24 protein-coding genes and 4 tRNA genes are annotated in these 24,135 nt (G+C 33.3%); 25 read left to right on the top strand and 3 right to left on the bottom strand.

Features of this window, described 5'->3' with window-relative positions; translation table 11 throughout:
• The first annotated feature begins 23 nt into the window (after nt 1-23).
• Nucleotides 24-1,751, top strand: a complete 1,728-nt coding sequence (locus ACRHOC_RS12925; RefSeq protein WP_431159065.1) for a TonB-dependent receptor — start codon at nt 24-26, stop codon at nt 1,749-1,751.
• 53 nt (nt 1,752-1,804) lie between these two features.
• Nucleotides 1,805-2,479, top strand: a complete 675-nt coding sequence (locus tag ACRHOC_RS12920; protein WP_431159064.1) for a hypothetical protein — start codon at nt 1,805-1,807, stop codon at nt 2,477-2,479.
• Here ACRHOC_RS12920 and ACRHOC_RS12915 read toward each other — a convergent pair.
• The gene (locus ACRHOC_RS12915; RefSeq protein ID WP_431159063.1) at nt 2,455-3,156 is read right to left on the bottom strand and encodes a class I SAM-dependent methyltransferase; all 702 of its coding nucleotides are present in this window, start codon (nt 3,154-3,156) and stop codon (nt 2,455-2,457) included. The genes ACRHOC_RS12920 and ACRHOC_RS12915 overlap by 25 nt on opposite strands.
• A 51-nt stretch (nt 3,157-3,207) precedes the next feature.
• Between ACRHOC_RS12915 and ACRHOC_RS12910 the strand changes: the two genes are divergently transcribed.
• The 5 genes from ACRHOC_RS12910 (at nt 3,208) to ACRHOC_RS12890 (ending at nt 6,934) form a co-directional block, all read left to right on the top strand.
• Complete coding sequence (locus tag ACRHOC_RS12910; RefSeq protein WP_431159062.1) at nt 3,208-3,702, top strand: YkgJ family cysteine cluster protein; 495 nt, start codon at nt 3,208-3,210, stop codon at nt 3,700-3,702.
• 44 nt (nt 3,703-3,746) lie between these two features.
• The gene (locus tag ACRHOC_RS12905) at nt 3,747-4,646 is read left to right on the top strand and encodes a hypothetical protein (RefSeq protein WP_431159061.1); all 900 of its coding nucleotides are present in this window, start codon (nt 3,747-3,749) and stop codon (nt 4,644-4,646) included.
• A gap of 2 nt (nt 4,647-4,648) precedes the next feature.
• A complete protein-coding gene (locus ACRHOC_RS12900; protein WP_431159060.1) occupies nt 4,649-5,491 on the top strand; it encodes a sterol desaturase family protein in 843 nt (280 codons plus the stop codon).
• A gap of 28 nt (nt 5,492-5,519) precedes the next feature.
• Complete coding sequence (locus tag ACRHOC_RS12895; protein WP_431159059.1) at nt 5,520-6,347, top strand: glycerophosphodiester phosphodiesterase; 828 nt, start codon at nt 5,520-5,522, stop codon at nt 6,345-6,347.
• Nucleotides 6,348-6,550: 203 nt separating this feature from the next.
• A complete protein-coding gene (locus ACRHOC_RS12890) occupies nt 6,551-6,934 on the top strand; it encodes a hypothetical protein (RefSeq protein WP_431159058.1) in 384 nt (127 codons plus the stop codon).
• On the opposite strand, the gene ACRHOC_RS12885 is transcribed toward ACRHOC_RS12890, so the two are convergent.
• Complete coding sequence (locus ACRHOC_RS12885; RefSeq protein ID WP_431159057.1) at nt 6,931-8,196, bottom strand: exo-beta-N-acetylmuramidase NamZ family protein; 1,266 nt, start codon at nt 8,194-8,196, stop codon at nt 6,931-6,933. The genes ACRHOC_RS12890 and ACRHOC_RS12885 overlap by 4 nt on opposite strands.
• A gap of 8 nt (nt 8,197-8,204) precedes the next feature.
• Here ACRHOC_RS12885 and ACRHOC_RS12880 point away from each other — a divergent pair, with 8 nt between their 5' ends.
• Nucleotides 8,205-9,437, top strand: a complete 1,233-nt coding sequence (locus tag ACRHOC_RS12880) for an ABC transporter permease (RefSeq protein WP_431159056.1) — start codon at nt 8,205-8,207, stop codon at nt 9,435-9,437.
• Nucleotides 9,438-9,503: 66 nt separating this feature from the next.
• Nucleotides 9,504-10,484, top strand: coding sequence for a PLP-dependent cysteine synthase family protein (locus tag ACRHOC_RS12875; protein ID WP_431159055.1), 981 nt, complete (start codon nt 9,504-9,506; stop codon nt 10,482-10,484).
• Between the two features lie 8 nt (nt 10,485-10,492).
• Here the strand turns inward: ACRHOC_RS12875 and ACRHOC_RS12870 are convergent, their stop codons facing one another.
• The gene (locus tag ACRHOC_RS12870) at nt 10,493-10,912 is read right to left on the bottom strand and encodes a hypothetical protein (protein ID WP_431159054.1); all 420 of its coding nucleotides are present in this window, start codon (nt 10,910-10,912) and stop codon (nt 10,493-10,495) included.
• 323 nt (nt 10,913-11,235) lie between these two features.
• On the opposite strand from ACRHOC_RS12870, the gene ACRHOC_RS12865 reads away from it, so the two are divergent.
• The 16 genes from ACRHOC_RS12865 (at nt 11,236) to ACRHOC_RS12790 (ending at nt 24,091) form a co-directional block, all read left to right on the top strand.
• On the top strand, nt 11,236-12,363 hold the full coding sequence (locus tag ACRHOC_RS12865) for an FIST signal transduction protein (RefSeq protein ID WP_431159053.1): 1,128 nt from the start codon (nt 11,236-11,238) through the stop codon (nt 12,361-12,363).
• Complete coding sequence (locus tag ACRHOC_RS12860; protein ID WP_431159052.1) at nt 12,357-14,087, top strand: PAS domain-containing hybrid sensor histidine kinase/response regulator; 1,731 nt, start codon at nt 12,357-12,359, stop codon at nt 14,085-14,087. The genes ACRHOC_RS12865 and ACRHOC_RS12860 overlap by 7 nt, the downstream gene beginning before the upstream one ends.
• Nucleotides 14,088-14,119: 32 nt before the next feature.
• Complete coding sequence (locus tag ACRHOC_RS12855; protein ID WP_431159051.1) at nt 14,120-15,391, top strand: DUF2851 family protein; 1,272 nt, start codon at nt 14,120-14,122, stop codon at nt 15,389-15,391.
• 12 nt (nt 15,392-15,403) lie between these two features.
• Nucleotides 15,404-15,631, top strand: a complete 228-nt coding sequence (locus ACRHOC_RS12850) for a PspC domain-containing protein (protein WP_431159050.1) — start codon at nt 15,404-15,406, stop codon at nt 15,629-15,631.
• Nucleotides 15,628-16,656 (top strand): potassium channel family protein, encoded by a 1,029-nt coding sequence (locus ACRHOC_RS12845; RefSeq protein ID WP_431159049.1) that lies wholly within the window; start codon nt 15,628-15,630, stop codon nt 16,654-16,656. The genes ACRHOC_RS12850 and ACRHOC_RS12845 overlap by 4 nt, the downstream gene beginning before the upstream one ends.
• A 94-nt stretch (nt 16,657-16,750) precedes the next feature.
• Entirely contained in the window at nt 16,751-18,385 is a 1,635-nt protein-coding gene (locus ACRHOC_RS12840) for an alanine/glycine:cation symporter family protein (RefSeq protein WP_431159048.1), read from the top strand.
• 17 nt (nt 18,386-18,402) lie between these two features.
• Nucleotides 18,403-19,269, top strand: a complete 867-nt coding sequence (locus tag ACRHOC_RS12835; RefSeq protein WP_431159047.1) for a ComEA family DNA-binding protein — start codon at nt 18,403-18,405, stop codon at nt 19,267-19,269.
• A gap of 13 nt (nt 19,270-19,282) precedes the next feature.
• Nucleotides 19,283-20,449 carry an acyl-CoA dehydrogenase family protein gene (locus ACRHOC_RS12830; RefSeq protein ID WP_431159046.1) on the top strand — a complete coding sequence of 389 codons (1,167 nt, stop codon included), beginning with the start codon at nt 19,283-19,285 and terminating at the stop codon, nt 20,447-20,449.
• 43 nt (nt 20,450-20,492) lie between these two features.
• Nucleotides 20,493-21,920: a carboxypeptidase-like regulatory domain-containing protein gene (locus tag ACRHOC_RS12825; protein ID WP_431159045.1), complete on the top strand. Its 1,428-nt coding sequence runs from the start codon at nt 20,493-20,495 to the stop codon at nt 21,918-21,920.
• A gap of 69 nt (nt 21,921-21,989) precedes the next feature.
• Complete coding sequence (gene rpsU / locus ACRHOC_RS12820; protein WP_431159044.1) at nt 21,990-22,184, top strand: 30S ribosomal protein S21; 195 nt, start codon at nt 21,990-21,992, stop codon at nt 22,182-22,184.
• 96 nt (nt 22,185-22,280) lie between these two features.
• Nucleotides 22,281-23,168: a tyrosine-type recombinase/integrase gene (locus ACRHOC_RS12815; RefSeq protein ID WP_431159043.1), complete on the top strand. Its 888-nt coding sequence runs from the start codon at nt 22,281-22,283 to the stop codon at nt 23,166-23,168.
• 65 nt (nt 23,169-23,233) lie between these two features.
• Nucleotides 23,234-23,536, top strand: a complete 303-nt coding sequence (hpf, locus tag ACRHOC_RS12810; RefSeq protein WP_431159042.1) for a ribosome hibernation-promoting factor, HPF/YfiA family — start codon at nt 23,234-23,236, stop codon at nt 23,534-23,536.
• Nucleotides 23,537-23,647: 111 nt separating this feature from the next.
• Nucleotides 23,648-23,721, top strand: a tRNA-Thr gene (locus tag ACRHOC_RS12805).
• Nucleotides 23,722-23,765: 44 nt separating this feature from the next.
• Nucleotides 23,766-23,848: transfer RNA gene (locus ACRHOC_RS12800), tRNA-Tyr, on the top strand.
• Nucleotides 23,849-23,883: 35 nt separating this feature from the next.
• Nucleotides 23,884-23,956, top strand: a tRNA-Gly gene (locus ACRHOC_RS12795).
• 63 nt (nt 23,957-24,019) lie between these two features.
• Nucleotides 24,020-24,091 (top strand) — tRNA-Thr (locus tag ACRHOC_RS12790).
• Nucleotides 24,092-24,135 lie beyond the last annotated feature (44 nt).

Genomic DNA, 24,135 nt, shown 5'->3' with positions numbered 1-24,135 from the left:
GTCTTATAATCAAGAAAAATACAATGAAAATCAAGTATAATATTACAGCCTTCATTTTAGCTTTTACCCTTTTTATTGTTAATGGGCAAGAGCGTAAAAAGGATACTATCGATGACCAGGTGGTTAATGTGGTAAGGCCTTATCAACCTACAATATCTGATGCCTTTAAAATTAAGGATTCCCCAAAATTAAATGATTCAAATACTGTAAAGAAAAAGCCAGTTAAGTATAATATATTTTCAATTCCTGTAGCTTCAACATTTACACCTGCAAAAGGTAAGGCTGCCAATGTAGATAAAGCTAAACCAATAAAAATGTTCGATAACTATGCATCTTTGGGTGTTGGTTCTTATACCACGGTTTTAGGTGAGGTATACTTAAATCACGCTATCAATAGTAATGAGAATGTCGGTGGGTATTTTAGTCATCATTCTTCGCAAGGAGGTATCGATAATGTGTTACTGGATAATGACTTTGCAAAGACCAATATCAATGCACATTACTCCCAAAAGCTAAGAGATTTTTCATGGAAAATCGATGGTGGATTTGATGTTAGATCTTATAACTGGTATGGTCTGCCACAAAATTTCTTTGGACCTGCTGAGGCAAATGCAATAGATCCAGGATATTCTTTCAGTGGATTCAATATAGGTGGAAAATTAAATTTTGAAGATGCGATTATAAACGATGGTAGTGTGAGATTTAAGCGATTCACGGATAATAGAGATTCTGGCGAAAACCGATTTATCGCGAAAACTAGTTTTGATATTCCAATACAAGATGAGATGCTGAGCACCTCATTTTATATTGATTATATCGGTGGAAGTTTTGATAATACCTATACCACTGAAGATGAAATTAGGTATGGCAACACCACCTTTGGTTTATCACCATCATACCAACTTAAACAGGATGATTTAACAGTGGACTTAGGCGTAAGTTTTGTGTATTTGAATGACACTGAATTAAGTGATAATAAGTTCTTTATTTATCCTAATATCGAAGCGTCCTACAGGTTGGTGGACGAAATTCTTATTGCTTATGGTGGTATTACAGGAGGGCTTATTCAAAATTCTTATCAAGATTTTGCCGAAGAGAACCCATTTGTTTCACCAACTTTGTCAATAATGCCTACAGACCAGCGCTATAATGGATTTATAGGTTTAAAAGGAAAACTCTCTAATAATGTTAGTTATAATATTAAAGGAAATTATTTTGCTGAGGAAAACAAGCCTTTATTTAAAGCAAATGATGCTCTAACCTTTGCTACGAGTGATTACCAGTATGGAAATTCGTTTGGCGTAGTCTATGATGATGTTACTACCTTCTCAGTTGCTGGAGAACTAAATATTGATGTGAATCGCAATTTTACATTGGGTATAAAAGGTGAATATTTTAACTATTCTACAGATACACAGTTAGAGGCTTGGAACCTGCCAGATATTACAGGATCTATTTTTATGGATTTCCAAATTTCGGAGAAGTGGTATGCTGGCGCAAGCGCTTTTTATGTAGGCGAACGTAAAGATCAATTACTACTTGTAGGTTCTTTAATTTTCCCAGATCCAACTCCAATAACATTAGATAGTTATTTTGATGCTAATGCACATTTAGGATATAAAATAAATGATCAACTTTCTGTATTTGCTAAGGTTAATAATATTGCGAATCAAGATTATCAGCGTTATTTAAATTTCCCAGTTCAAGGCATTCAGGCCTTAGGTGGTGCAACCTATCAGTTTGATTTTTAGTTTAAATCTTAAATAATACTTTTCATATATTGCTTGTAGTTAAATCAATCAATATGTTCAAAAGGCTTACACTTGTTTTTATAATCTCAATAACGTTCACGCAACTCTATGCGCAATATGGATGGACAGATGCGGTTGTTCATCTTAAGAATGGAAAGACACTTAAAGGTGAAGCGTCTTTACCAATGATGTCTGCTGGGATTAATCTCAAGAAAGAACAACTGAAATATAGAGCTACACGAAAAGGGAAAAAGACTAAGTACGCTCCTGAAGAAATTGACAGTGCTGTTTTTACAATAGTCTATAAAGAACGTGTTAATGGAAAGCGTATACAAAAAACACGTGTAGAGACATATATACCCATTTTCTTGAATGAGAAGAAAACAAAGCAAGGATTTGCTGAAATATTAGTAGAAGGTAAATTAAGACTTGTTGGAAGAACCGTGATGGTTCAAAATGCTGGTACATGGCAGAATACAGGAGCTCCTGGTTCAGCTCCTACTTATGTTCCTGGTTATATGGGTAGTCATAATCAGGTTATGTTGTTTAGAGAAGGAAGAAAGGCCCAAGTTTTTAATCAGGTTAGTCTATCTAAATCTTTTAGAAAACGTGCCATGGAGTACTTTTCGGACTGTCCTTCTTTACAAGCTAAACTCAATAATAAAGAATATAAAAAGGAAGATCTTCAAGCAATTGTGAGATATTATAATTCCAATTGTGCCAAGTAGTCGTAATGTGGACCATCCATAATTTTTTTGCATCGTAGACCTGCTAATTCACAGGCATTTTCTAAGGTTTTGTAGTCTAAATACAGCCATCTCATTGGTGTTTCATGCTCACCTTTATAACTGATATAATAATCGAGTTCACCGTAATAATTTTGATTTAAATCGGTCCAAACTCCACCATCTTCATCTTCATACATGTAGCGTATATCAGAAGAATCAATTAATATTTTACCACCCGTATTAAGAAGCGCCTTTAAATGAATAAGGTATTTATTGACTTTTATTAACTCTTCAAATATTCCTGTACCATTCATAAGTAAGAGAATAGTATCAAATTTCTCGTGTTCTTCTAAAAGTTGAGATTGCTGTACATTTATTATTCCTCGTGCCTTAGTCGTTGCAATTGCACCTTCAGAAATATCTATTGCTTTAACATCACGTCCTTTTTCTTGTAACCATAGCGCATGGCTACCAGCACCACAGCCAACATCTAAGATATTTCCATTTGCCAAGTTTAAGGCCTTTTGTTCTATGGCAGGCATGTCTTTAAACGAACGAAATAGATACGGAATAGGGAGTATGTCTTTATCCGAAATATTGGTCCAAGTAACAATATCTTCAGTGTAATTACCATTATGATAATCAAGTAAAGCCTTTCCAAAAATGTCTTTTGTCATAGATTAAATGTCTACAGTACAGATCTAAGTAAGTTTCTTTAAATTTGTGTCATGCAAGACCAAATCGATAAACTTCCAAAGCTTGCCAAAGATAAGCATAACGAAAACAAGAGTTTTTTCAAAAAGCTGAGAAAAAAGCCTCCCAAGCAATTAGATTACCTCATGCAAGAATTGCATGAAGAGGAATTTGAACGTACTGATTGTTTAGAATGTGCTAATTGCTGTAAAACTACTGGTCCATTATTTACAGATAAGGATATAGATCGTATTGCAAAGCACTTTAAATTAAAGCCTCATAAATTTATCGAAACGTATCTTCGAATAGATGAAGACAATGATTACGTATTAAAGTCTGTTCCATGTGTTTTTTTAGGTACAGATAATTATTGTTCTATATATGACGTGAGACCAAAGGCCTGCAGGGAATTTCCACATACAGATAGGAAAAAATTTCATCAGATTTCTAATCTGACGTTAAAGAATATTGAGATATGTCCCGCAGCATTCAACATAGTAGAGAACATGAAAAAAAGGATTTCAAATTAATTGGTGTTGGAATAATTTTTGATGATTTGTTACTTAAAAATGCTATGAGAAAATATATATTAATTCCACTTTTTATTTTGGTATTTGGATCATCTATTGGAGCTCAAGAATGGATGCGATCACTCGATATTGCTCAAAAATTAGCTTTGGTTCAGAACAAAATGATTCTAATGGTCTGGGAGGAATCCACATACTATGACTATCCAGTTGCAGTTCAAAATAATAAAGGACGTTATCTGATTATACCAAACTTATTTTCTGATGAAAAAATAAGTCCACTCATTTGGAAAAATTTCATTCCAGTAATTGTAAGTGAGGACGAATACCATGATTTATTTATTAGAATAAAAGACAAAAGAAGACAAGCATATCTCGATAAATTCAATGATGATTCTATTAAAATCATGGATATTAATGGTAATATTTTAAATGTTACGCCTTATGTAGATGGTATTCAGGATATCACACGGTTGATTGAACGCTATGCGTTAAGCACGGAATTAATATCAAGTGAATTAAAAAATTATTACAACGATAAGAATTTTTATTCTGCATTTTTCTTGGCCTCAAAGTACTTGGACTTAGCTATGTATACAAGGAAAAATACAAGGTCAAAACTCATTGATTTATCTAACATCTATTTAGAGGAAGCAAAGAGATTTGTAAAATCTGAAAGTTTAGAAGGGGATACCACTTTATTACAGCGTTGTGAACTTCTAAAGATTCAAGAATATCTTGTTGATGAAAGACCCAAAAAAGTACTAAGGGAGCTTAAAAAGCTTTCTAAGATTGGCATAGCACAAAGCAATGAAGGTTTTTTTGCCTTTTTAAAATTTACATCGCATTCAAGTTTAGGTGAAGAGGATGAAGCAGCGTTATGGAAAACTAAAGTTTCTTCATTAAATTTGAAAAAAGCTGAAAAAATTATAAACCTAAATATTTAAGTTTGGAGACAATTATAGATTATTTTGCAACTATTCCTTCTTCGCATAGAAGCATTATTCTGGTTGGTGGATTAACCTTCTTTTGGTTATTAGAAAGTGGATTGCCTTTATTTAAGTTTAAGTATAAGAAATGGAGACATGCTATTCCTAATTTATTTTTCACGCTTACCACAGTGATTATAAATTTTAGTTTGGCTTGGTTATTACTAGGAACTGCAGACTGGGTAGTAGAGAATGATTTTGGTATAATAAACTGGTTACCTATGATGCCTTTGTGGTTATACACAATTTTAGGCGTGTTATTACTTGATTTTTTTGGAGCGTATTTGGCACATTATGTAGAACATAAGGTAAAACCATTATGGATGGTTCACTTAGTACATCATACAGATCACAAAGTAGATACAACTACTGCGAATCGACATCATCCTATAGAAAGTGTAATAAGATTTACCTTTACTTTATTTGGTGTTTTAATTGTAGGAACACCTATAGCCTTAGTATTTTTATATCAGTCCATGTCCTTAGTGTTTACGCAGTTCAATCATGCGAATATCAAAATGTCACGTGGTTTAGATAAAGCAATAAGTTATGTTATAGTTTCACCAGATATGCATAAAGTACACCACCATTATAGATTGCCTTATACAGACTCAAATTACGGCAACATCTTTAGTGTTTGGGATAGACTATTTGGTACCTATTTATATTTAGACAGAGATAAATTGGTTTATGGTGTCGATGTCTTCCCTGATGAAGCAAAAAATAGTAATATCAAAGACTTATTGAAGCAACCGTTCCAAAAATATGAGAAACCAACCCTATCTGCCGATGTGGAAGATTAGGTATGTTGTGTTTTTTTGTCTATTAATTATGGGTTGCAATTCAGAACTAAGTATTGACGTTCAAGGACATAGAGGATGTCGAGGCTTGTATCCCGAAAATTCACTTCCTGCGTTTAAGAAAGCCATTGAGTTAGGTGTAACAACCTTAGAGTTAGATATAGCAATTTCTAAGGATAAAAGGGTTGTTGTTACACATGAACCCTATATGAATGCGGTCATTTGTTTAGACCAAAACGGAAATGAATTTTCAAAAGCAGAAGGAAAAGGCTTTAATATTTATGAAATGGACTATGCCACTATTAAGCAGTTTGATTGTGGTCTCAAATTTCATCCAACTTACCCAGAACAAAAGAAACTGAAGACTTATAAACCTCTTTTAAAAGAGGTTTTTGATTTAGTAAAAGCTTTACAATCTGATGTGAATTTCAATATCGAAATAAAATCTGAAGAGGATTATTATGGTATTTACACGCCACAACCTGAGGCATATGTTGCACTAGTATTGCAAGAAATAAATGCATCAGGTTTAAAGGACAAAGTAAACCTACAGTCTTTTGATCTGAATATTCTGGAGGAAATTAAAATTCAAGACCCAACAATTCCTGTGGCCCTTCTAGTTGATGAGGATGAAGACATCTTTGATAAGATTAAAGGGTTATCCTATAAGCCAGAAATAATTAGTCCAGATTTTAAACTTTTAAATCAAAATACAATTCAAATTCTTAAAGCTCAAGAATTTGTAGTAATCCCTTGGACCGTCAATGCTATAGAAGATATGTCAGAAATGATAGTCATAGGAGTCGATGGTATTATAACCGACTATCCTGATCGTCTGTTAGAACTCTTAGAGATTTAAAGTTATTAACAGCTTTATCAACAAGAAATACCGTTCTTCTATTTTTTAGGTATTTAGTAGGATTTCTTATACAAATTATTCAAATAAACCTATGTTTGAGATGGATTGATTAATTACTGTTGAGTGAACGATAATGTTTAACTTAATAGTTTACTTTGAAAAACTTATTACGCATCTGTATCGTAGTAGTGCTAATTTTTTTATTGAGCTTCACACTACAAGCTCAAGAAAGTTATGCTAAACTCGAGAAGAACAGAAATATACAGGCTAAGGAGCTCATCCATGAATTGAATGAAACTAAGGATACTTTAATTCTTAGAAGTAATAAGAAAATTAATGGTCTATATTCAATAAACAAAGATTATTCTCGAGAGCTCGATTTTTATATCAACGACACTAGTTTTAAACTTCCATTGAATAAACTCTCAGTGGGAAAGCACGTTATGGTTGCTGTACAATCACCAAAACGGATTGTTTTTGTGATACGTATACTAAAAGAAATACCCGAGATAGAACCTATTAAGCTCACAACAAAAGACATTATAGCAACAGAATCTGAGAAAGCCTTGGTTTTAAAAAACAACTAGTCATAAATCAAGTATTTCGATCTAGTCTTTTTGAAAGCCTTTAATTCCTTTTGCCAACTCAATTTTATATCTTCTTCACTCCAACCAGATTCAATTTGCTGTTGTAATTTTTTGGTGCCAGCATGAGTTGTAAAATTTGAGGTGTTAAAGAACATACTTTTATCCGTTGCGTTATTGTAAGCATCGATAATATATTTCAACGTAAAACTACGTTCCACATTTATTTGAGATAAGTCCGCACCGAAGCAAACTTTATCCTGATGCTTTGGGTATTTAGAACCAAAATTTGGTATAGGAGTATAACTAAAACTGTAATATTCTTTATCTAAAAAGGGTGCGCCATAGCGTTGAAACTGATATTCAGTACCACGCCCTGCATTAATATTTGTGCCTTCAAATAAACCTAGGCTTGGGTAAAGTTTTATGGCTTGATCATTTGGTAAGTTTGGAGAAGGCCTTTTTGGCAAACTATAGGTACTTTCATGGGTATAATTTACCATTTTAATTATTTCAATATCACATGTAATACCCTCTTTTAACCAACCTTCACCGTTAATCATTTGCGCATACTCTCCAATGGTCATGCCATGAACTAAGGGAATAGGATGCATACCCAAAAAACTGCGATGTTCTATTTCTAATGTTGGGCCATCAAAATAGTTCCCATTTGGATTAGGTCGATCTAAAATAATTAATGGTAAATTGTTTTCCGCACATGCCTCCATCACATAATGTAAAGTAGAAATATAGGTGTAAAAACGTACTCCAACATCTTGTATGTCAAAGACCATAATATCTAAATCACTTAGTTGTTCATTTGTAGGTTTTTTGTTTTTTCCATGTAAAGACAAGATAGGGAGCTGGGTTTTAGTATCAACTCCATCTTTTACATCTTCACCTGCATCTGCAGCACCTCTAAATCCATGCTCTGGGGAAAACACTTTTTTTACAGTAATACTTTTATCATTATTTAGATAGTCTACTAAGTGGTAAGTAGTATTTTCTTTTATTTCGGGAGCAGTAACTTTTGGAAGCCTTTTGTTAATTAAAGAAGTCTGGTTGGCCACAATACCGACACGTTTTCCTTTTAATAAGGGAATATATTTTTCAGTTTGATTAGCACCAACAATGATCGTTTTATCTTCATTAACGCGATTGTCTACCTTAACAATAGTAGAAGTGTCCTCTTTGGTTTTAGAAGCACAAGAAATTACAATAAGAACAAATAATAATAATGTATTTTTGATTACTCTAAAACGCATATATCGGTTTGAATTTTGAGTTGTTTATAGCTAAACGTATAATTGGCAATAAAACGTATAAAAGTAGTGTATCAGCACCAATAATTAAAATTGGTATTGCCGCAATTGCTATTGGTATTATTGTGATGTTGATTGCAATTGCAACAGGTCTAGGTTTACAACAAAAAATCAGAGATAAAGTTGTTGCTTTTAATGGTCACATTGAGATTACAAATTACGATACTAATACATCAGATGAATCACAGGTTCCTATTTCTTTAGAGCAAGAGTTTTATCCCAATTTTAAAACAATTAGTGGCATACGTCACGTACAAGGTGTAGCAACTAAGTTTGCCGTAATTAGAACAGAAACAGACTTTGAGGGCGTCGTAGTAAAAGGTGTAGGAGCTGATTATGATTGGCAATATTTTGGAGAGTTTTTAATCGCAGGAAGATTACCTGATTTTAGTGGGAAACGTAATGAAGAAATTCTCATCTCTGAGTATTTAGCAAATCGATTAAATTTTAAAGTAGGTGATAAATTTCAAACACTATTTGGGGAGAATTTAAATAAGCTACCAAGAACCCTTAATTACGAGATTGTTGGTATATATAATTCTGGATTTCAAGAATTAGATGAAAAATTCTGCATTGCAGATATAAGACATCTCCAGCGACTCAATAAATGGGAAGCAAATCAAATAGGTAACTTCGAAGTTTTTATAGATGACTATAGGTTGTTGGAGGACAAAACAAAAGAAGTTTACCAAGAGATTCCATCCTTATTAAATGCTACTGCAGTCGATCAAAAATATTTTACCGTTTTTGAATGGATAAAGATATTTGATAATAACACGTATGGTATAATTGCAATCATGATTATTGTAGCAGGTATAAATATGATTACGGCTTTATTAGTTTTGATTTTAGAACGGACCACTATGATTGGTGTACTTAAAGCACTAGGTTCTTCAAGTTGGAGTATAAGAAAGGTGTTTTTATATAATGCTTCTTATCTCATTGGATTGGGATTAATTTGGGGTAATCTTATCGGTTTAGGGTTGTTATTGGCGCAAAAGTACTTTAAAATATTTCCTTTAGATCCAGATACTTATTACGTAAGTGAAGCACCTGTTTATCTGAGTTTGGACTATATCTTATATCTAAACCTAGGAACCTTTCTTGCCTGTTTATTAATGCTGATGATTCCTTCTGTAATTGTAGCTAAGATTTCTCCTATCAAGGCCATTCGTTTTGATTAAAACATAACTAACATTTAACTTTGTACTTATCACTTTTAACTTAATTTTGCACCGCAATTTAGATTTATGGAATACGCTGAAAATATACTGGGAACTATAGGTAATACGCCTTTGGTAAAGATGAATAAATTGGTAGAAGAGTTGCCGTGTTTAGTCTTAGCTAAATATGAGACCTTCAATCCAGGTAATTCTGTAAAGGATAGAATGGCGCTTCAAATGATAGAGGATGCTGAGGCTGATGGTCGTTTAAAACCAGGCGGAACTATAATAGAAGGGACCTCAGGGAATACAGGTATGGGATTGGCTTTAGCTGCTATTGTAAAAGGCTATAAGTGCATATTTGTGATAAGCGATAAGCAGTCTAAGGAGAAAATGGATATTTTAAGAGCTGTTGGTGCTGAGGTTGTGGTTTGTCCAACTGATGTAGAGCCAGATGATCCTCGAAGTTATTACTCCGTTTCCAAACGCCTTGGTGAAGAAACACCTAATTCGTGGTATGTTAATCAATATGATAATCCAAGTAACTGCAAGGCACATTTTAAAACAACTGGACCAGAAATTTGGGACCAGACAGATGGAAAAGTCACGCACTTCGTTGTTGGTGTCGGTACGGGAGGAACGATCTCTGGAGTAGGGAGCTACTTAAAAATGAAAAATCCTAATGTAAAGGTTTGGGGTATAGATACCTATGGTTCGGTATTTAAAAAGTATCACGAAACCGGAATTTTTGATGAGAAGGAAATCTATCCTTATGTCACAGAAGGGATTGGAGAGGACATATTACCTGCCAATGTAAATTTTGACATTATCGATGGTTTCACCAAAGTAACAGATAAGGATGCCGCTATTTATACGCAAAAGTTAGCTAAGGAAGAAGGTATGTTTTTAGGAAATTCTGCAGGTGCGGCAATAAAAGGCGTGTTACAACTAAAAGAACATTTTAAGCCTGAGGATGTTGTTGTGGTGTTATTTCATGACCATGGTAGCCGTTATGTAGGTAAAATGTTTAATGACGACTGGATGAAAAAAATGGGATATACAGAATAAAATAATATTTATTCTTCCTCTTCATTATACAATACCTTTCTCCATATTTCACGAACAGAATCACCGTTGTCGTTTGTGTATTCTAGTGTAAGAATACCATCTACAATATTAAAAGCTGATGATAAGGTTGAGCCTGTCGAATCTTCAAAGTTGAGATCATAAGGTAATCCAGAAATAGAAAAGATTCCCGAGGATTCTGTGTCACCGCTTAAGGTATAACGGCCAATCAAATCTTCAAAATTGTTATCTTCTGAAAAAACGATTGATTCTTCGCCAAAATCTTCTGGTAAGCCACTGTTTATCGTACGGACTTCTAAATCCCATTCACCAATAAAAACAGCAATTGCAGAGTATTCAGGTCCATCATCGTTAGAACCGCAACTAATCGTGGCAAGGCACAGGGCAAGAATTAAAATTAAACGTTTCATAGTTTTTTATTTTAAAATTAGAAAAACCGTCTGTTTTGTCAAAAAAATTAACAGGACTTCACTGAAAGAACTAAAAATTTTCAAAGAAATATTATGATCTATTTAAGTAGAGAACATCAATGATTAAATTAATTAAATAGCTGAAAAACAATAAAATATGACTTTTTAACATAACTTAATTTCAAAATGACATGAAGTGATTGTGAGGTTGTAATTCGATTTTGACTATGAAAAATTTGGAAATTTGATATTTTTTATCATATCTTCGCTGAAATGCATATTTATTCGATAAAGTGCACTAGTCCCAAACTAAACCATAAATTATGAAAGTAAATCAACTGTCTTTAACAGATGGGGCCTGGTGTGATATGGTATCTTCCATAGAATTGGATCCAAGCATTTTTTTGCTATTTATTTCACCTACGTTCCAAGAGAAGCAAGAACTTATTAGTTCTTTAAAAAAACAATATCCTAATTCTACAATTATAGGATGTTCCACAGCTGGAGAAATTTCTGGCGTAAATGTCAATGACGATAGTGTATCGTTAACAGCAATTGAACTAGAAAAAACACCTCACACTTTACAAGTAGTCGAGGTTAGCAGTATGGATCAAAGTTTTGATGCTGGTGTTCAATTAGCGAAAAAATTTGATGCTGAAAATTTAAAGCATGTATTGGTACTAAGTGATGGACTCAATGTAAATGGTGCCGACTTAGTAGAAGGATTAAGAGATGTGTTACCAAATACCAGTATCACTGGTGGATTAGCAGGTGACTCTGGTGATTTTACAGAAACTTTTATAGTTGCTAATGACGAAATAAGAAATAAAACCATTGCTGCTATAGGATTTTATGGTGAGCAATTACAAGTTGGTTATAGCTCTAAAGGTGGCTGGGATAGCTTTGGTATAGATCGTCTGGTAACGAAATCTGATAAAAATGTACTTTACGAATTAGATGGACTGCCAGCATTGGAACTGTATAAATCATTCTTAGGAGAAAATGCTAAGAATTTGCCAAGTTCTGGATTATTGTTCCCCTTAAGTATGCGTGTTAATGATCACGATATTCCTGTGGTAAGAACCATTTTAGGAATAAATGAAGAAGACCAAAGTTTAACTTTTGCAGGAAACATTCCTGAAGGGGCTTATGTACGTTTAATGAAAGCAAATATAGATAGGCTTATCGATGGTGCTGGTGATTCGGCCAAAGGTGCTTTCAAAACATCAAAAGAAAACTCGCAATTAGCAATTTTAATTAGTTGTGTAGGTCGCAGATTTGTTTTGAAACAACTTGTCGAAGAAGAAGTAGAAGTTGTTCAAGATATTGTAGGTGAAAAATCCAAGATTACAGGGTTTTATTCTTATGGTGAAATAGCACCATTTGGAAAATTCTCACCATGCGAATTACATAATCAAACAATGACGATAACAACCTTATCCGAATGTTAGAAAAAGGAATGCATAGACTACTCCGTAGGCAGATTAGAAAATCTGGATTTGATGAAAAAGACCTTGAAAAGTACAAGGCCTTTTTTGCCATGGTAGATGATGCTTACAACAGTTTTGATGAAGATTTAAAACACATTGAGATTATTCTAGAGAAGAGTTCTCATGAGCAGTTTAAATTAAATCAGGCCTTAAAATCTAGAGTAGATAATGTTGAAAATGAATTAAATACCATAGTGAATTCCATAGAGGGTGTAATTTTTAAAACCGATATGGAGGGGCGCTTTAAGTATTTAAATAAAGCATGGGAAGACTTAACGGATGTTCCTATCAAGGATGCTATAAATAACACATATCGCGATTTATTATTCGGTAAAAATGAGGCCGAAAAGATGAGAATCAAAAGGTTCTTAAAAGAAGGTAAAGATGATTATACCACCTTATTTAAGTATTATAAACCAGATGGTCATAAACTATGGATTCAGCTTAAATTAGTACTAATTCAAGATGCACAAGGAAATAATGTTGGCACGATTGGTACTATGATGGACGTAACGCAATTAAAGCGTACTGAAATAAAGTTGAAAGAAGCCAATAAAACTAAGGATGATTTCCTTTCGACCATGTCGCATGAGATTAGAACGCCACTTAATGCCGTAATCGGTATGTCTGACATTCTGTTAATGGAGCAATTCCTCCCAGAACAGCTAGAAAACCTTCAGGTTTTAAAATATTCAAGTGAACACTTACTAGCCTTAATTAATGACCTCTTAGATCTAAATAAATTTAAATCTAAGGACTTCAAGTTGGTCGAAGACGACTTTAACCTTACCGAGATTATTCAAAATATACAATTGCATTTTAAGCAACAAGCTATTAAAAAAGGGATTGATTTTGATACGGTCGTAGACAGTAACCTTCCTGTTTTAATAAAAGGAGATAGTTTAAAATTATCTCAAGTTATTAAAAACCTATTAAGTAATGCCATCAAATTTACACATGAAGGTAGTGTGACTTTTACTACGGAATTACTTGAGGTTACTAAAGAAGGGCCAAAAATTAGGTTTACAGTAAAGGATACTGGTATAGGTGTATCCTTTGAGAAACAAAAGAAAATTTTCAAAAGTTTTGTTCAGGCTAATGATAATACTTCTGAGCTCTATGGTGGATCAGGGCTTGGTTTATATATCAGTAAAGAAATTGTTAAGCTGCACTCAAGTAAACTTAGGCTCAATAGTAAAAAGGGTGAAGGATCAACATTTTGGTTTGATATTGTATTTAAACGTTCTGGAGAGGAGACTATTCTACAGCGAAGTAATCTGATTAAGACTAAAGCAATTGATTTAAAAGTATTGATTGCTGAAGATAATAATCTAAATGTCTTATTGCTTAAGAAACTTTTGTCTAAGTGGTCGGTGGACTTCACGGTTACCAATGATGGACAAGAACTATTAGACGTTTATCAAAACGAAGATTTTGATCTTATTTTAATGGATTTACAAATGCCTGTGCTTGATGGTTACGAAACCACAAGAGAAATAAGGAAATTAAATAATCCGTTAAAATCCGAAATTCCGATTATTGCCTTATCTGCCTTTTCTAAATCTGAGGTTAGCGGAAAAATAGAGCGCTATAAAATGAATGGCTTCCTTAGCAAACCTTTTGATGTAAATGAGTTGCACGAGTTATTAAGTTTCTACAGTAGATCTAAGCAACAGGTGGTTTAGTTTTAATTTATTTCTTTTATTATTTTAGACAAATGCGAGAGGATTTTCTTCATTATGTCTGGAAATATAATGCCTTTAAAATTTCAGGACTACTAACATCCGAAGGTGAAAATATCTTCATTAGTAATTTAGGACAACACAACTTTAATTCGGGTCCAGATTTCTTTGGTGCCAAAATACAAATAGGCGAACAATTATGGGCTGGTAATGTTGAGATACATCTAAAATCTTCAGATTGGTATCTTCATGGTCATGAGAAAGATAAAGCTTATGATAATGTCATTTTACATGTGGTTTGGGAGGATGATGCACAAGTATTTAGACGCGACAATACTATTATACCGACCTTAGAACTTAAGAACATTGTTGATGTTGAATTATTAAATAATTATAAGCGCTTATTTAATTCAAAGTCTTGGATTAATTGTGAAGATGATTTCAAAGATGTTGATGATTTTATTTTAAATAATTGGTTAGATCGCTTATTTATTGAACGTCTCGAACGAAAGAGTACAGAAATTGAAGGCCTATTAGAAGATTCAAATTACAATTGGGAAGCAGTACTATTTAAAATGCTATTCAAAAATTTTGGATTAAAAATCAATGGCGAGTCTATGATGAGTATTGCTAATAAACTCGATTTTACCATTGTTAGAAAAGTAAGTTCTAATAAGATTGATTTAGAAGCACTTTTATTTGGCATGTCAGGTTTACTCGAAGAAGACTTGGAAATTGAATATTACACACAACTTCGAGAACAATATAAATTTCTAAGCCGGAAGTTTAATCTATCAAATGAGGGTATAATTCCTTTACGTTTTTTTCGATTACGACCAATAAATTTTCCGACAATAAGATTGGCACAGTTATCAGGATTATATAGCAAGGAAACAGCTTTATTCTCAAAAATAATAAGTGCTGAATCCATTGAGAATATATATGATCTCTTTAAAGTTGAGGTTAATGAGTTTTGGCAGACACATTACACATTCTCTAAAATTTCAAAACATCAGCCTAAGAACATCTCAAAATCATTTATAGATCTTATTTTAATCAATACGATAATACCATTAAAATTCGCCTACAATAAAGCACAAGGGGTTACTGACCATGATAAACTGCTCAATATCATCAGAGATTTAAAAATTGAATCAAACAAAATTGTTGATAGATTCTTATCCCTAAAAGACATCAAAAAAAGTACATTAGCATCCCAATCGCTATTGCAATTAAAGAATGAATATTGTGATAAAAATAAATGTTTAGAATGTGCTGTAGGCAATAGCCTAATCATCAAAAAATAAGTAAATTGCAATATGAAGCTATTTTACACTTTGTTGCTGTATTTTCAGAAGCGTGGTTACTATGTGTGTCAACGCATTGCTGATCGATTAGGCATTAGAGCTAAAGTTGTAAGAACTACATTTATGTACCTCACATTTGTAACTGTAGGCTTTGGATTTGCACTTTATTTGTTCCTTGCGTTTTGGATGCGTATTAAGGATATCATATACACCAAACGTACTTCAGTTTTTGATTTATGAAAGTTAGAAATCCATTACTTAAGCTATTCAGATCTAAAATTTATACAGCACTTTTACTGCTGTTTTTCGTGCTGTGTATTGGTGTGTTTGGCTTTAAGATTATAGCGGATTATTCTTGGATTGATGCTGTTTATATGACGGTTATTACCATTACGACTGTTGGTTTTGAAGAGGTAAATCCACTAGACGATACGGCTAAGATTTTTACCGTATTTTTAATACTATCGAGTGTCGTAATTGTAGGTTATGCGATTTCGATTATCACTGAATATATTTTAAGTAAAAACAATTTTGAAGATATAAAACAACGTAAAATGCAAAAGGAAATTGATGCAATGAAAAACCACATCATTATTTGTGGATATGGGCGCAATGGAAGGCAAGCGGCCATGAAATTGAGGACTTATAATAAGCCTTTTGTTATAATTGAGAAAAATAAAGAAATGACAGATCGTCTTTTAGAGGAGGATATGCCTTATGTCCTGGGAAATGCTAATGAAGATGAAACGTTAATTGAAGCTGGAATTAAGCGTGCAAATACTTTAATCTCTGCACTTCCAAATGACGCTGATAATCTATTTGTAGTACTTTCTGCGAGACAGATCAATGATAAGATGACGATAATTAGCAGAGCTTCACAAGAAACATCTTACAATAAACTAAAGCTCGCTGGTGCAAACAATGTGATTTTACCAGACAAAATAGGTGGCGACCATATGGCGTCTCTCGTTGTTATACCTGATTTGGTTGAGTTTATTGATAATTTAGGAATCGTAGGGCAAAGAAATATTAATGTAGAAGAGGTTAAGGTAGAGTTACTCTACGATGCTTCAGAAGTAAAAACAATTCGACAATTAGATCTACGTAAAAAAACAGGATGTACAGTAATTGGTTTCAAAAATACTGATGGGGAATATATAGTTAATCCTGGAGCAGACACCAAACTTGTACCAGGTTCTAAAATAGTTGTATTAGGTAGACCCGAACAAATACATAGCCTAAATTCTCAGTATAATATACCTTAATGAATCTTCCATTTTAACGTGTAAGACTTTAAAAACTCGTTTTTTTTTAGCATCTTCACGGCTCAAAACAAGTGACTAACTAATAACTAAACTTATGAAGAAATCTCTTCTTTTAATGATTACCCTTATACTTCCTTTAATAAATTTTGCTCAGGAGGAGGCTAAAGGTTTGGATGAAATTGTGAATGATGCTTTTATGCCTATTGCGACTTGGTGGGAAGATTTAGTTTTAACCACTGTTCCTTTAGGAGGTTATGATATTCCTTTTGTGGTAATTTTATTAGTATTAGGAGCAACATTTTTCACAGTTTATTTCAAAGTTCCTAGTATTACAAAATTTCCACTCGCAATTAATACTGTGAGAGGCAAATACGATGAGGTTGAGGGTCATAGTGCAGAAGAGAAGGTGTCAGTGAATATAGTTGACGGTGATTTACCAGATACTATTAGAGATGAGAGCCAAGAGGGTGAGGTAAGTCACTTCCAGGCACTTGCTACAGCCGTTTCTGGTACCGTTGGTTTAGGTAATATAGCAGGTGTTGCAGTTGCAATCGCGTTAGGTGGCCCTGGAGCTACATTTTGGATGATTGTCTGTGGTTTAATAGGTATGTCTACAAAATTTGTAGAATGTACTTTAGGCGTAAAGTATAGAGATGTTGGTGAAGACGGAACAGTATATGGTGGGCCAATGTACTACTTGTCTAAAGGATTAAAGGAGCGTGGATTTACAGGAATAGGTAAATTTTTAGCGGTTGTATTTGCTATTTTATGTGTCGGAGCATCTTTTGGTGGTGGTAATGCATTCCAATCTAACCAGGCCGCTGTTCAATTAAGTTCTTTAATGGGATTAGATGGTGGTAGTACTGGTGTTGTAATAGGTATAGTTTTGGCTGTACTTGTTGGTATTGTGATTATCGGAGGAATTAAAAGAATCGCTAAGATCACTGAAAAAATTGTACCGTTTATGGCTGGTATTTATGTCTTAGCGGCCTTGATAATTATCTTTGCGAATATCTCATACATTGATGAAGCTTTTGGTTTAATCTTTAAAGGTGCATTTACACCAATGGCTGGACTCGGTGGATTATTGGGTGTTCTAATTGTTGGTTTCCAAAGAGCAGCATTTTCTAATGAGGCAGGTGCAGGTTCTGCGGCAATTGCCCATTCTGCTGTTAAAACAAAATATCCTGCATCAGAAGGTGTTGTAGCTTTACTAGAGCCATTTATCGATACTGTAGTAATATGTACGATGACGGCGTTGGTAATTATTTTCTTTAATATAGATGGAACAAACTTACAGTCAGTTTTTGAGTATGGTGCTGTAAATGGAAGTAATGTTATATTAAATGGTACCGGAGAACAGCTTGGAGGTGTTGACTTAACGTCTCGAGCGTTTGATTCTGTACTTCCAGGATTTTCTTATGTACTAACAATTGCAATAGTTTTATTTGCTTTTAGTACTATGATATCGTGGTCATATTATGGTCTTCAATCTTGGAAATTCTTATTTGGTAAAGGTAAAACTGCAGATATTGCGTACAAGGTTTTATTCTTATTGTTTGTGATTATTGGAGCTGGTGCGACATTAGATGCTGTGATTAAATTCTCTGACGCTATGATATTGGCTTTGGTATTCCCTAATATGATTGGTTTATTCTTCCTATTTCCAAGAGTTAGAGAAGAGATTAGCAAATACCTTAAAGCCATTAAAGCAGGTAGCGACGCTTAATAAATAATATAAATTTTATGAAATCCCATTTTCAGTTTTCTAATAAGGAACGGAATGGGATTTTTTTATTGATAATAATTATTGTCGTTCTTCAAGGTATTTACATGTTTATCTGTTTGAATGAGGAACCATCGCCAAGTAATGATACAGAACTAGAGGTGCTAATTAGTGAAATAGATTCGCTTAAAAAGGTACAATTAGAACAAAATAAGCCAAAAATATTTCCATTTAATCCAAATTATATAACAGATCACAAAGGGTTTGTTTTGGGTATGAGCAATAAAGAAATTGACCGACTTCATAAATTTCGATCGGAAAATAAATGGGTCAATTCAGCAAAGGAATTTCAGAAGGTAACTTTAATTTCAGATTCATTACTAAATGTCATCTCACCAAATTTTAAATTTCCAGAGTGGGTTTCTCAACCAAAAAAATCTTACTTAAAATCTAGCTTTGAACAAAATGTCAACAAAACAATCGAGCAAAAAATAGACCTTAATAAGGCTACAGTAAACGAACTTCAAAAAGTGTATGGTATTGGAGAAAAGTTGTCGGAACGAATAATTAAATATCGAACAAGACTCGATGGTGGATTTCATTCAACAGTAGAATTAAATGAGGTTTATGGTTTAGCTCCTGAAGTCATTGATAGATTGAAAGAGCATTTTGCTGTTAAGACTCCAAGACACATTAAAACTATAAATTTGAACACTGCTAGTCGGGATGAATTGGTTCTAATTAAGTATATCGATTATGAAGTTGCCAGCAATATAATTGAAGAACGAACTCTCCGTGATGGCTTTAAATCTTTAGAAGAATTAACAAAAGTTGAAGATTTCCCTCTTAACAAATGTGAGATAATTAAGTTATATTTGCATCTTTAAAAAATTGCAGAGAATGTCGAATATGTACTTTACGGAAGAGCATAATTTATTTAGGGAGAGTTTAAGAGATTTTTTACAAAAGGAAGTAGTTCCACACATCGAGAAATGGGAGCAACAAGGTAGCCTAGATAAATTTATATGGAAGAAATTTGGAGAAATGGGATATTTTGGCCTTGCTTATCCTGAAAAGTATGGTGGTCTTGATCTCGATCTTTTTTATACTGTAATTTTACTAGAAGAGCTTCAAAAAATAAACTCTGGAGGATTTGCTGCGGCGATTTGGGCGCATGTATATTTAGCTATGACTCATATCAATAAGGAAGGTGATGAGGCTATCAAAGAGAAATATCTTTCGGCAAGTATAACTGGTGATAAAATTGGATGTCTGTGTATAACAGAGCCTTTTGGAGGAAGTGATGTTGCTGGTATGCGAACTACTGCCGTAAAAAAGGGCGATAATTACGTCATCAACGGCTCTAAGACATTCATTACAAACGGTGTTTTTAGTGACTACCTCGTAGTTGCAGCCAAAACAACTCCCGAACTAGGGAACAAGGGTATTAGCATCTTTGTAATGGATAGAGAAACACCAGGAATATCAGCAACAAAATTAGATAAGCTTGGGTGGAGAGCTTCAGACACCGGAGAGATAGCTTTTGATAATGTAGAAATTCCTGCTTCAAATCTAATGGGTGAAGAAAACAAAGGGTTTGGATATATTATGCAACACTTTGCCTTAGAGCGCTTAATTATGGGGATTAATGCGCATGCTAGAGCTGAATATGCACTAGATTATGCAAGGCAGTACATGAGTGAAAGAACAGCTTTTGGAAAGACCATAGATAAATTTCAAGCCTTAAGACATACCTATGCAGACTGCGAAACACAAATGGAAATTTGTAAGCAGTTTAATTATTATGTGGCTAAGCGATTGGACTTAGGTGATTACGTTGTGAAAGAAGCAACAATGTCCAAATTACAATCAACAAAAATGGCTGATGATGTCATTTACCAATGTTTACAGTTTCTAGGTGGTTACGGTTACATGGAGGAGTATCCATTGGCAAGACTGGCAAGAGATAGTCGATTAGGACCTATTGGTGGAGGGACATCAGAAATACTCAAAGAAATTATAGCCAAAATGAGTATTGATAATAAGGATTATAAGCCAGCCACATAATTTATAATTAGTACATTTGGGTAATATTTTACTCCAATGTATTATGCTTAAGAACCTACAATTTCATTTCTTTTTCTGTATTCTAATTTTATGTGCTCAACAGTCTAATGCACAAATTGAGCTCACGAATAAGGTAGTAGATTTTAATTCTTTATTACCGCTAGAAAATGCAAGTATTTATATTCAAAATACAACCATCGGAACGGTAAGTAATTCAGATGGTAGGTTTATCCTTTTAGTTCCCGAAGAATTTAAAACGGACACACTAGTTATATCTTCTATAGGTTTTAAATCTTACAAGACAAGAATTGATGAATTTGACAATAGTCTCGATATTTTTCTTGAGGAAGATATTGCAACTTTAGATGAAGTTGTTGTAATGGCAGAACCAAGACCAACTACAGGTAATGGTATTGTATTAAAAGCAATTGAAAAACTTGAAATTAATCTTCCTGACTCATCATATATCCAAAAAGGATTCTTTAGACATAAAGAGAGGAATAAAGTAGAATTTAAATGGCTTATAGAAAGCGCCATTACTTTATATGATTCCGGATATACAGTATCTTCTGCAGAGCATTTAAAGTTAAACGTAGATCAAATGAGAAAAAGTTATGATCTGCGAGATATAGATAGCGTTTTTGCATATGTATCCTATGTTAATCAAAAGGATGCCACTAAGAATTTAAAGGTAGTTGAAGTTGATAGAGCGGAGCTTACCAAAAATCAATTAATAGATGCCATTAAATGGAATGATACACGAGTTAATGGATTAGAAAATTTGTTTTCTGGTAAATTAAATATTTTGAGAAATGCAAAAGAAACCAATGCCCTGTTTGGAGAGGATATTTTGAAAAATCATCAGTTTAAATTGGATACAATTCTAGTAGACAATGAACGTAAAATTTATAAAATAAGAATTGATAAGAGCCTAGATTATGTTGGTCTTAAGACAGAAGGTATCTATAACGAAGGTTATAATGCAAATGGTTGGTTATATATTTACTATGATAATTATGCGATCAAAAGATTAGAATACGATTTGGTAGCCGCATCTGATGCTCAGAAAATAAGAAGTAAGCGATTATTTGATACACAGATTAATCATAGGCTTATTTTAAATTATATGGAATATGAGGATAAAATGTATCCTAACTATATTTATTATGAGACACCAAAACTAGTGACAGTTGGATTAAAGCCCAACAGAGAATTAACAGAAAGTCAAAAAGCTCGATATAATAAAAACGAACGGTTCTATTCTACAATCCAAGAGGTTCTATTTTCGGAAATTATTTTGGATAAAGAAACAATTCAATTGGAATTAGATAAAAATTGGGATTCAGATATTTTCTCTTCAAAACCGTACAATAAAGAATTTTGGAAAAATTATAATGTACTACTCGAAAGTGAGGAAGAGCAGAAGTTAATTAAAGATCTTACCAAGAAAGCACAATTATTTAAAGAATAAATTTGCTACAGAATAAAATTTGGATTTATCTTTGCACCCAAATTTTAAAAGAGAGGAGGTTAAGACCCTATGTTAAAGATTCAGATAAGTGAAGGTGAGAATATAGAGAGAGCATTAAAACGCTACAAACGTAAATTTGATAAAACTGGTACAAAGAGGCAATTGCAATCTCGAAAGCACTTTACAAAGCCTTCGGTTGAAAGAAGAAGATTGCTTCAAAAAGCAACTTATATTCAAACATTGAGAGATCAAGTAATAGCATAAACTATTTTATATTCTAAATCCTGTGTAAATCACAGGATTTTTTTATTGATTAGATTCTTAATCAAATTAGTTATATTTAGGAAACGACCTTAAAAAATGAGTGTAACTGCCTTTTCAGATTATTTAGTGTCAGAGAAAAATTATTCTCATCATACAGTCTCTGCCTATATTGGAGACATTGAAGAGGTACAATTGTTTTTAAAAGAAAACTATGAAACCCTAATAATAGATGCAGATTATAATTTGTTAAGACAATGGATTGTAGAATTGGTGGATAATGGTATTGCAAACAGGTCTATAAATAGGAAAGTGTCTTCTTTAAATGCCTATTACAAATTTTTACAGAAGGCTTTGCTTGTAGACACCAATCCTTTAAATAAGCATAAAGCTTTAAAAGTAGGTAAGAAAGTCAATTTGCCATTTTCACAAGACGAGCTCAGAATGGTATTAGATGAGAATATTCATATACACGATTTTGAGTCAGCAAGAGATAATCTAATAATTGAATTATTTTACTCAACTGGTATTAGGCGCATAGAACTTATCAATATTAAACTTTCAGATATCGATTTATCCAAAAGACAAATCAAAATTTTGGGTAAAAGAAATAAAGAACGCTATGTTCCAATCATAGATACCGTAATAAAGTCCATTAAAGGTTATTTAGAGTATAGAAATAAGTTGCCAGAGATAAGGGATAAAGAGATGCTTTTTCTGACTGAAAAAGGTTTAAAAGTTTATGAAATGCTTGTTTACAGAATAATAAATAAGTATTTTAGTAAGGTATCTTCTAAAGAAAAATGTAGCCCACATGTTTTAAGACATTCTTTCGCTACACACTTATTAAATGAAGGTGCAGACTTAAATGCAGTAAAAGAACTTTTAGGACACACTAGTTTGGCAGCAACTCAGGTTTATACGCATAATAGTATAGGCGAATTAAAAAAAGTGTATGCCAAATCACATCCAAGAAATAAAAGTTGATTGCATTTAATTGAGAGGGTGATTAATTCTTAATAATCATCATTGTTTAACCTAAAAATAGGCTTATGAAAGTAAACACTCAATCCGTTAACTTTACCGCAGATCGTAAACTAATTGATTTCATTCAGAAACGTATGGATAAATTGGATCTATTTTATGATAAAATAATACAGTCAGATGTATATTTAAAAGTGGAAAATACTAGTGATAAAGAGAACAAAGTATTTGAAGCTAAGGTGAGCGTACCGGGAGATAGCTTTATTGTAAAAAAACAATGTAAAACATTTGAGGAAGGCGCTGATATTGCTATTGCTTCCTTAGAAAGACAGATAAAAAAACGAAAGGAAAAATTGAGAGCTCACAGTTGATGAAAATTTTTTTAAAAATGTTTTGAATACAAAAATAAAACACTACATTTGCAGTCCGTTAGAAATAGCGGACTTTTTTGTGGTCTTTTTTGACCAAAAAAACGTAAAAAAGCCGATATAGCTCAGCTGGCTAGAGCAGCTGATTTGTAATCAGCAGGTCGTGGGTTCGAGTCCCTCTATCGGCTCTTTAATAGACTAAGATTCAGTTCTTTAAAATATTGATTTTATTGGGAAGATACTCAAGCGGCCAACGAGGACAGACTGTAAATCTGTTGGTTTTTACCTTCGCAGGTTCGAATCCTGCTCTTCCCACTAAAAATATTAAATGACATAGTCATTTATAAAAAGCGGGAGTAGCTCAGTTGGTAGAGCGTCAGCCTTCCAAGCTGAATGTCGCCGGTTCGAACCCGGTCTCCCGCTCAAAAAATTCCTGCGAAGGCAGGAATCTCATTATTGTTCGTAATGAGGAAGTAAACACTTTACGCCGGTGTAGCTCAGGGGTAGAGCGTTTCCTTGGTAAGGAAGAGGTCACGAGTTCAAATCTCGTCATTGGCTCTTTTTTCTAAGATAGAATTAGAATAAAATTTGAACACTAATAT

Source organism: Winogradskyella poriferorum (assembly GCF_050618035.1).
Taxonomy (GTDB): Bacteria; Bacteroidota; Bacteroidia; order Flavobacteriales; family Flavobacteriaceae; genus Winogradskyella; species Winogradskyella poriferorum_A.
This window is presented reverse-complemented; position numbering and strand designations above follow the sequence as displayed.

Excerpts from the sequence above, each read along its gene's own strand:
- ACRHOC_RS12925 (WP_431159065.1), top strand. The coding sequence starts at position 24 with ATGAAAATCAAGTATAATATTACAGCCTTCATTTTAGCTTTTACCCTT.
- ACRHOC_RS12920 (WP_431159064.1), top strand. The coding sequence starts at position 1,805 with ATGTTCAAAAGGCTTACACTTGTTTTTATAATCTCAATAACGTTCACG.
- ACRHOC_RS12915 (WP_431159063.1), bottom strand. The coding sequence starts at position 3,156 with ATGACAAAAGACATTTTTGGAAAGGCTTTACTTGATTATCATAATGGT.
- ACRHOC_RS12910 (WP_431159062.1), top strand. The coding sequence starts at position 3,208 with ATGCAAGACCAAATCGATAAACTTCCAAAGCTTGCCAAAGATAAGCAT.
- ACRHOC_RS12905 (WP_431159061.1), top strand. The coding sequence starts at position 3,747 with ATGAGAAAATATATATTAATTCCACTTTTTATTTTGGTATTTGGATCA.
- ACRHOC_RS12895 (WP_431159059.1), top strand. The coding sequence starts at position 5,520 with ATGGGTTGCAATTCAGAACTAAGTATTGACGTTCAAGGACATAGAGGA.
- ACRHOC_RS12885 (WP_431159057.1), bottom strand. The coding sequence starts at position 8,196 with ATGCGTTTTAGAGTAATCAAAAATACATTATTATTATTTGTTCTTATT.
- ACRHOC_RS12875 (WP_431159055.1), top strand. The coding sequence starts at position 9,504 with ATGGAATACGCTGAAAATATACTGGGAACTATAGGTAATACGCCTTTG.
- ACRHOC_RS12870 (WP_431159054.1), bottom strand. The coding sequence starts at position 10,912 with ATGAAACGTTTAATTTTAATTCTTGCCCTGTGCCTTGCCACGATTAGT.
- ACRHOC_RS12865 (WP_431159053.1), top strand. The coding sequence starts at position 11,236 with ATGAAAGTAAATCAACTGTCTTTAACAGATGGGGCCTGGTGTGATATG.
- ACRHOC_RS12860 (WP_431159052.1), top strand. The coding sequence starts at position 12,357 with ATGTTAGAAAAAGGAATGCATAGACTACTCCGTAGGCAGATTAGAAAA.
- ACRHOC_RS12855 (WP_431159051.1), top strand. The coding sequence starts at position 14,120 with ATGCGAGAGGATTTTCTTCATTATGTCTGGAAATATAATGCCTTTAAA.
- ACRHOC_RS12850 (WP_431159050.1), top strand. The coding sequence starts at position 15,404 with ATGAAGCTATTTTACACTTTGTTGCTGTATTTTCAGAAGCGTGGTTAC.
- ACRHOC_RS12845 (WP_431159049.1), top strand. The coding sequence starts at position 15,628 with ATGAAAGTTAGAAATCCATTACTTAAGCTATTCAGATCTAAAATTTAT.
- ACRHOC_RS12840 (WP_431159048.1), top strand. The coding sequence starts at position 16,751 with ATGAAGAAATCTCTTCTTTTAATGATTACCCTTATACTTCCTTTAATA.
- ACRHOC_RS12835 (WP_431159047.1), top strand. The coding sequence starts at position 18,403 with ATGAAATCCCATTTTCAGTTTTCTAATAAGGAACGGAATGGGATTTTT.
- ACRHOC_RS12830 (WP_431159046.1), top strand. The coding sequence starts at position 19,283 with ATGTCGAATATGTACTTTACGGAAGAGCATAATTTATTTAGGGAGAGT.
- ACRHOC_RS12825 (WP_431159045.1), top strand. The coding sequence starts at position 20,493 with ATGCTTAAGAACCTACAATTTCATTTCTTTTTCTGTATTCTAATTTTA.
- rpsU (WP_431159044.1), top strand. The coding sequence starts at position 21,990 with ATGTTAAAGATTCAGATAAGTGAAGGTGAGAATATAGAGAGAGCATTA.
- ACRHOC_RS12815 (WP_431159043.1), top strand. The coding sequence starts at position 22,281 with ATGAGTGTAACTGCCTTTTCAGATTATTTAGTGTCAGAGAAAAATTAT.
- hpf (WP_431159042.1), top strand. The coding sequence starts at position 23,234 with ATGAAAGTAAACACTCAATCCGTTAACTTTACCGCAGATCGTAAACTA.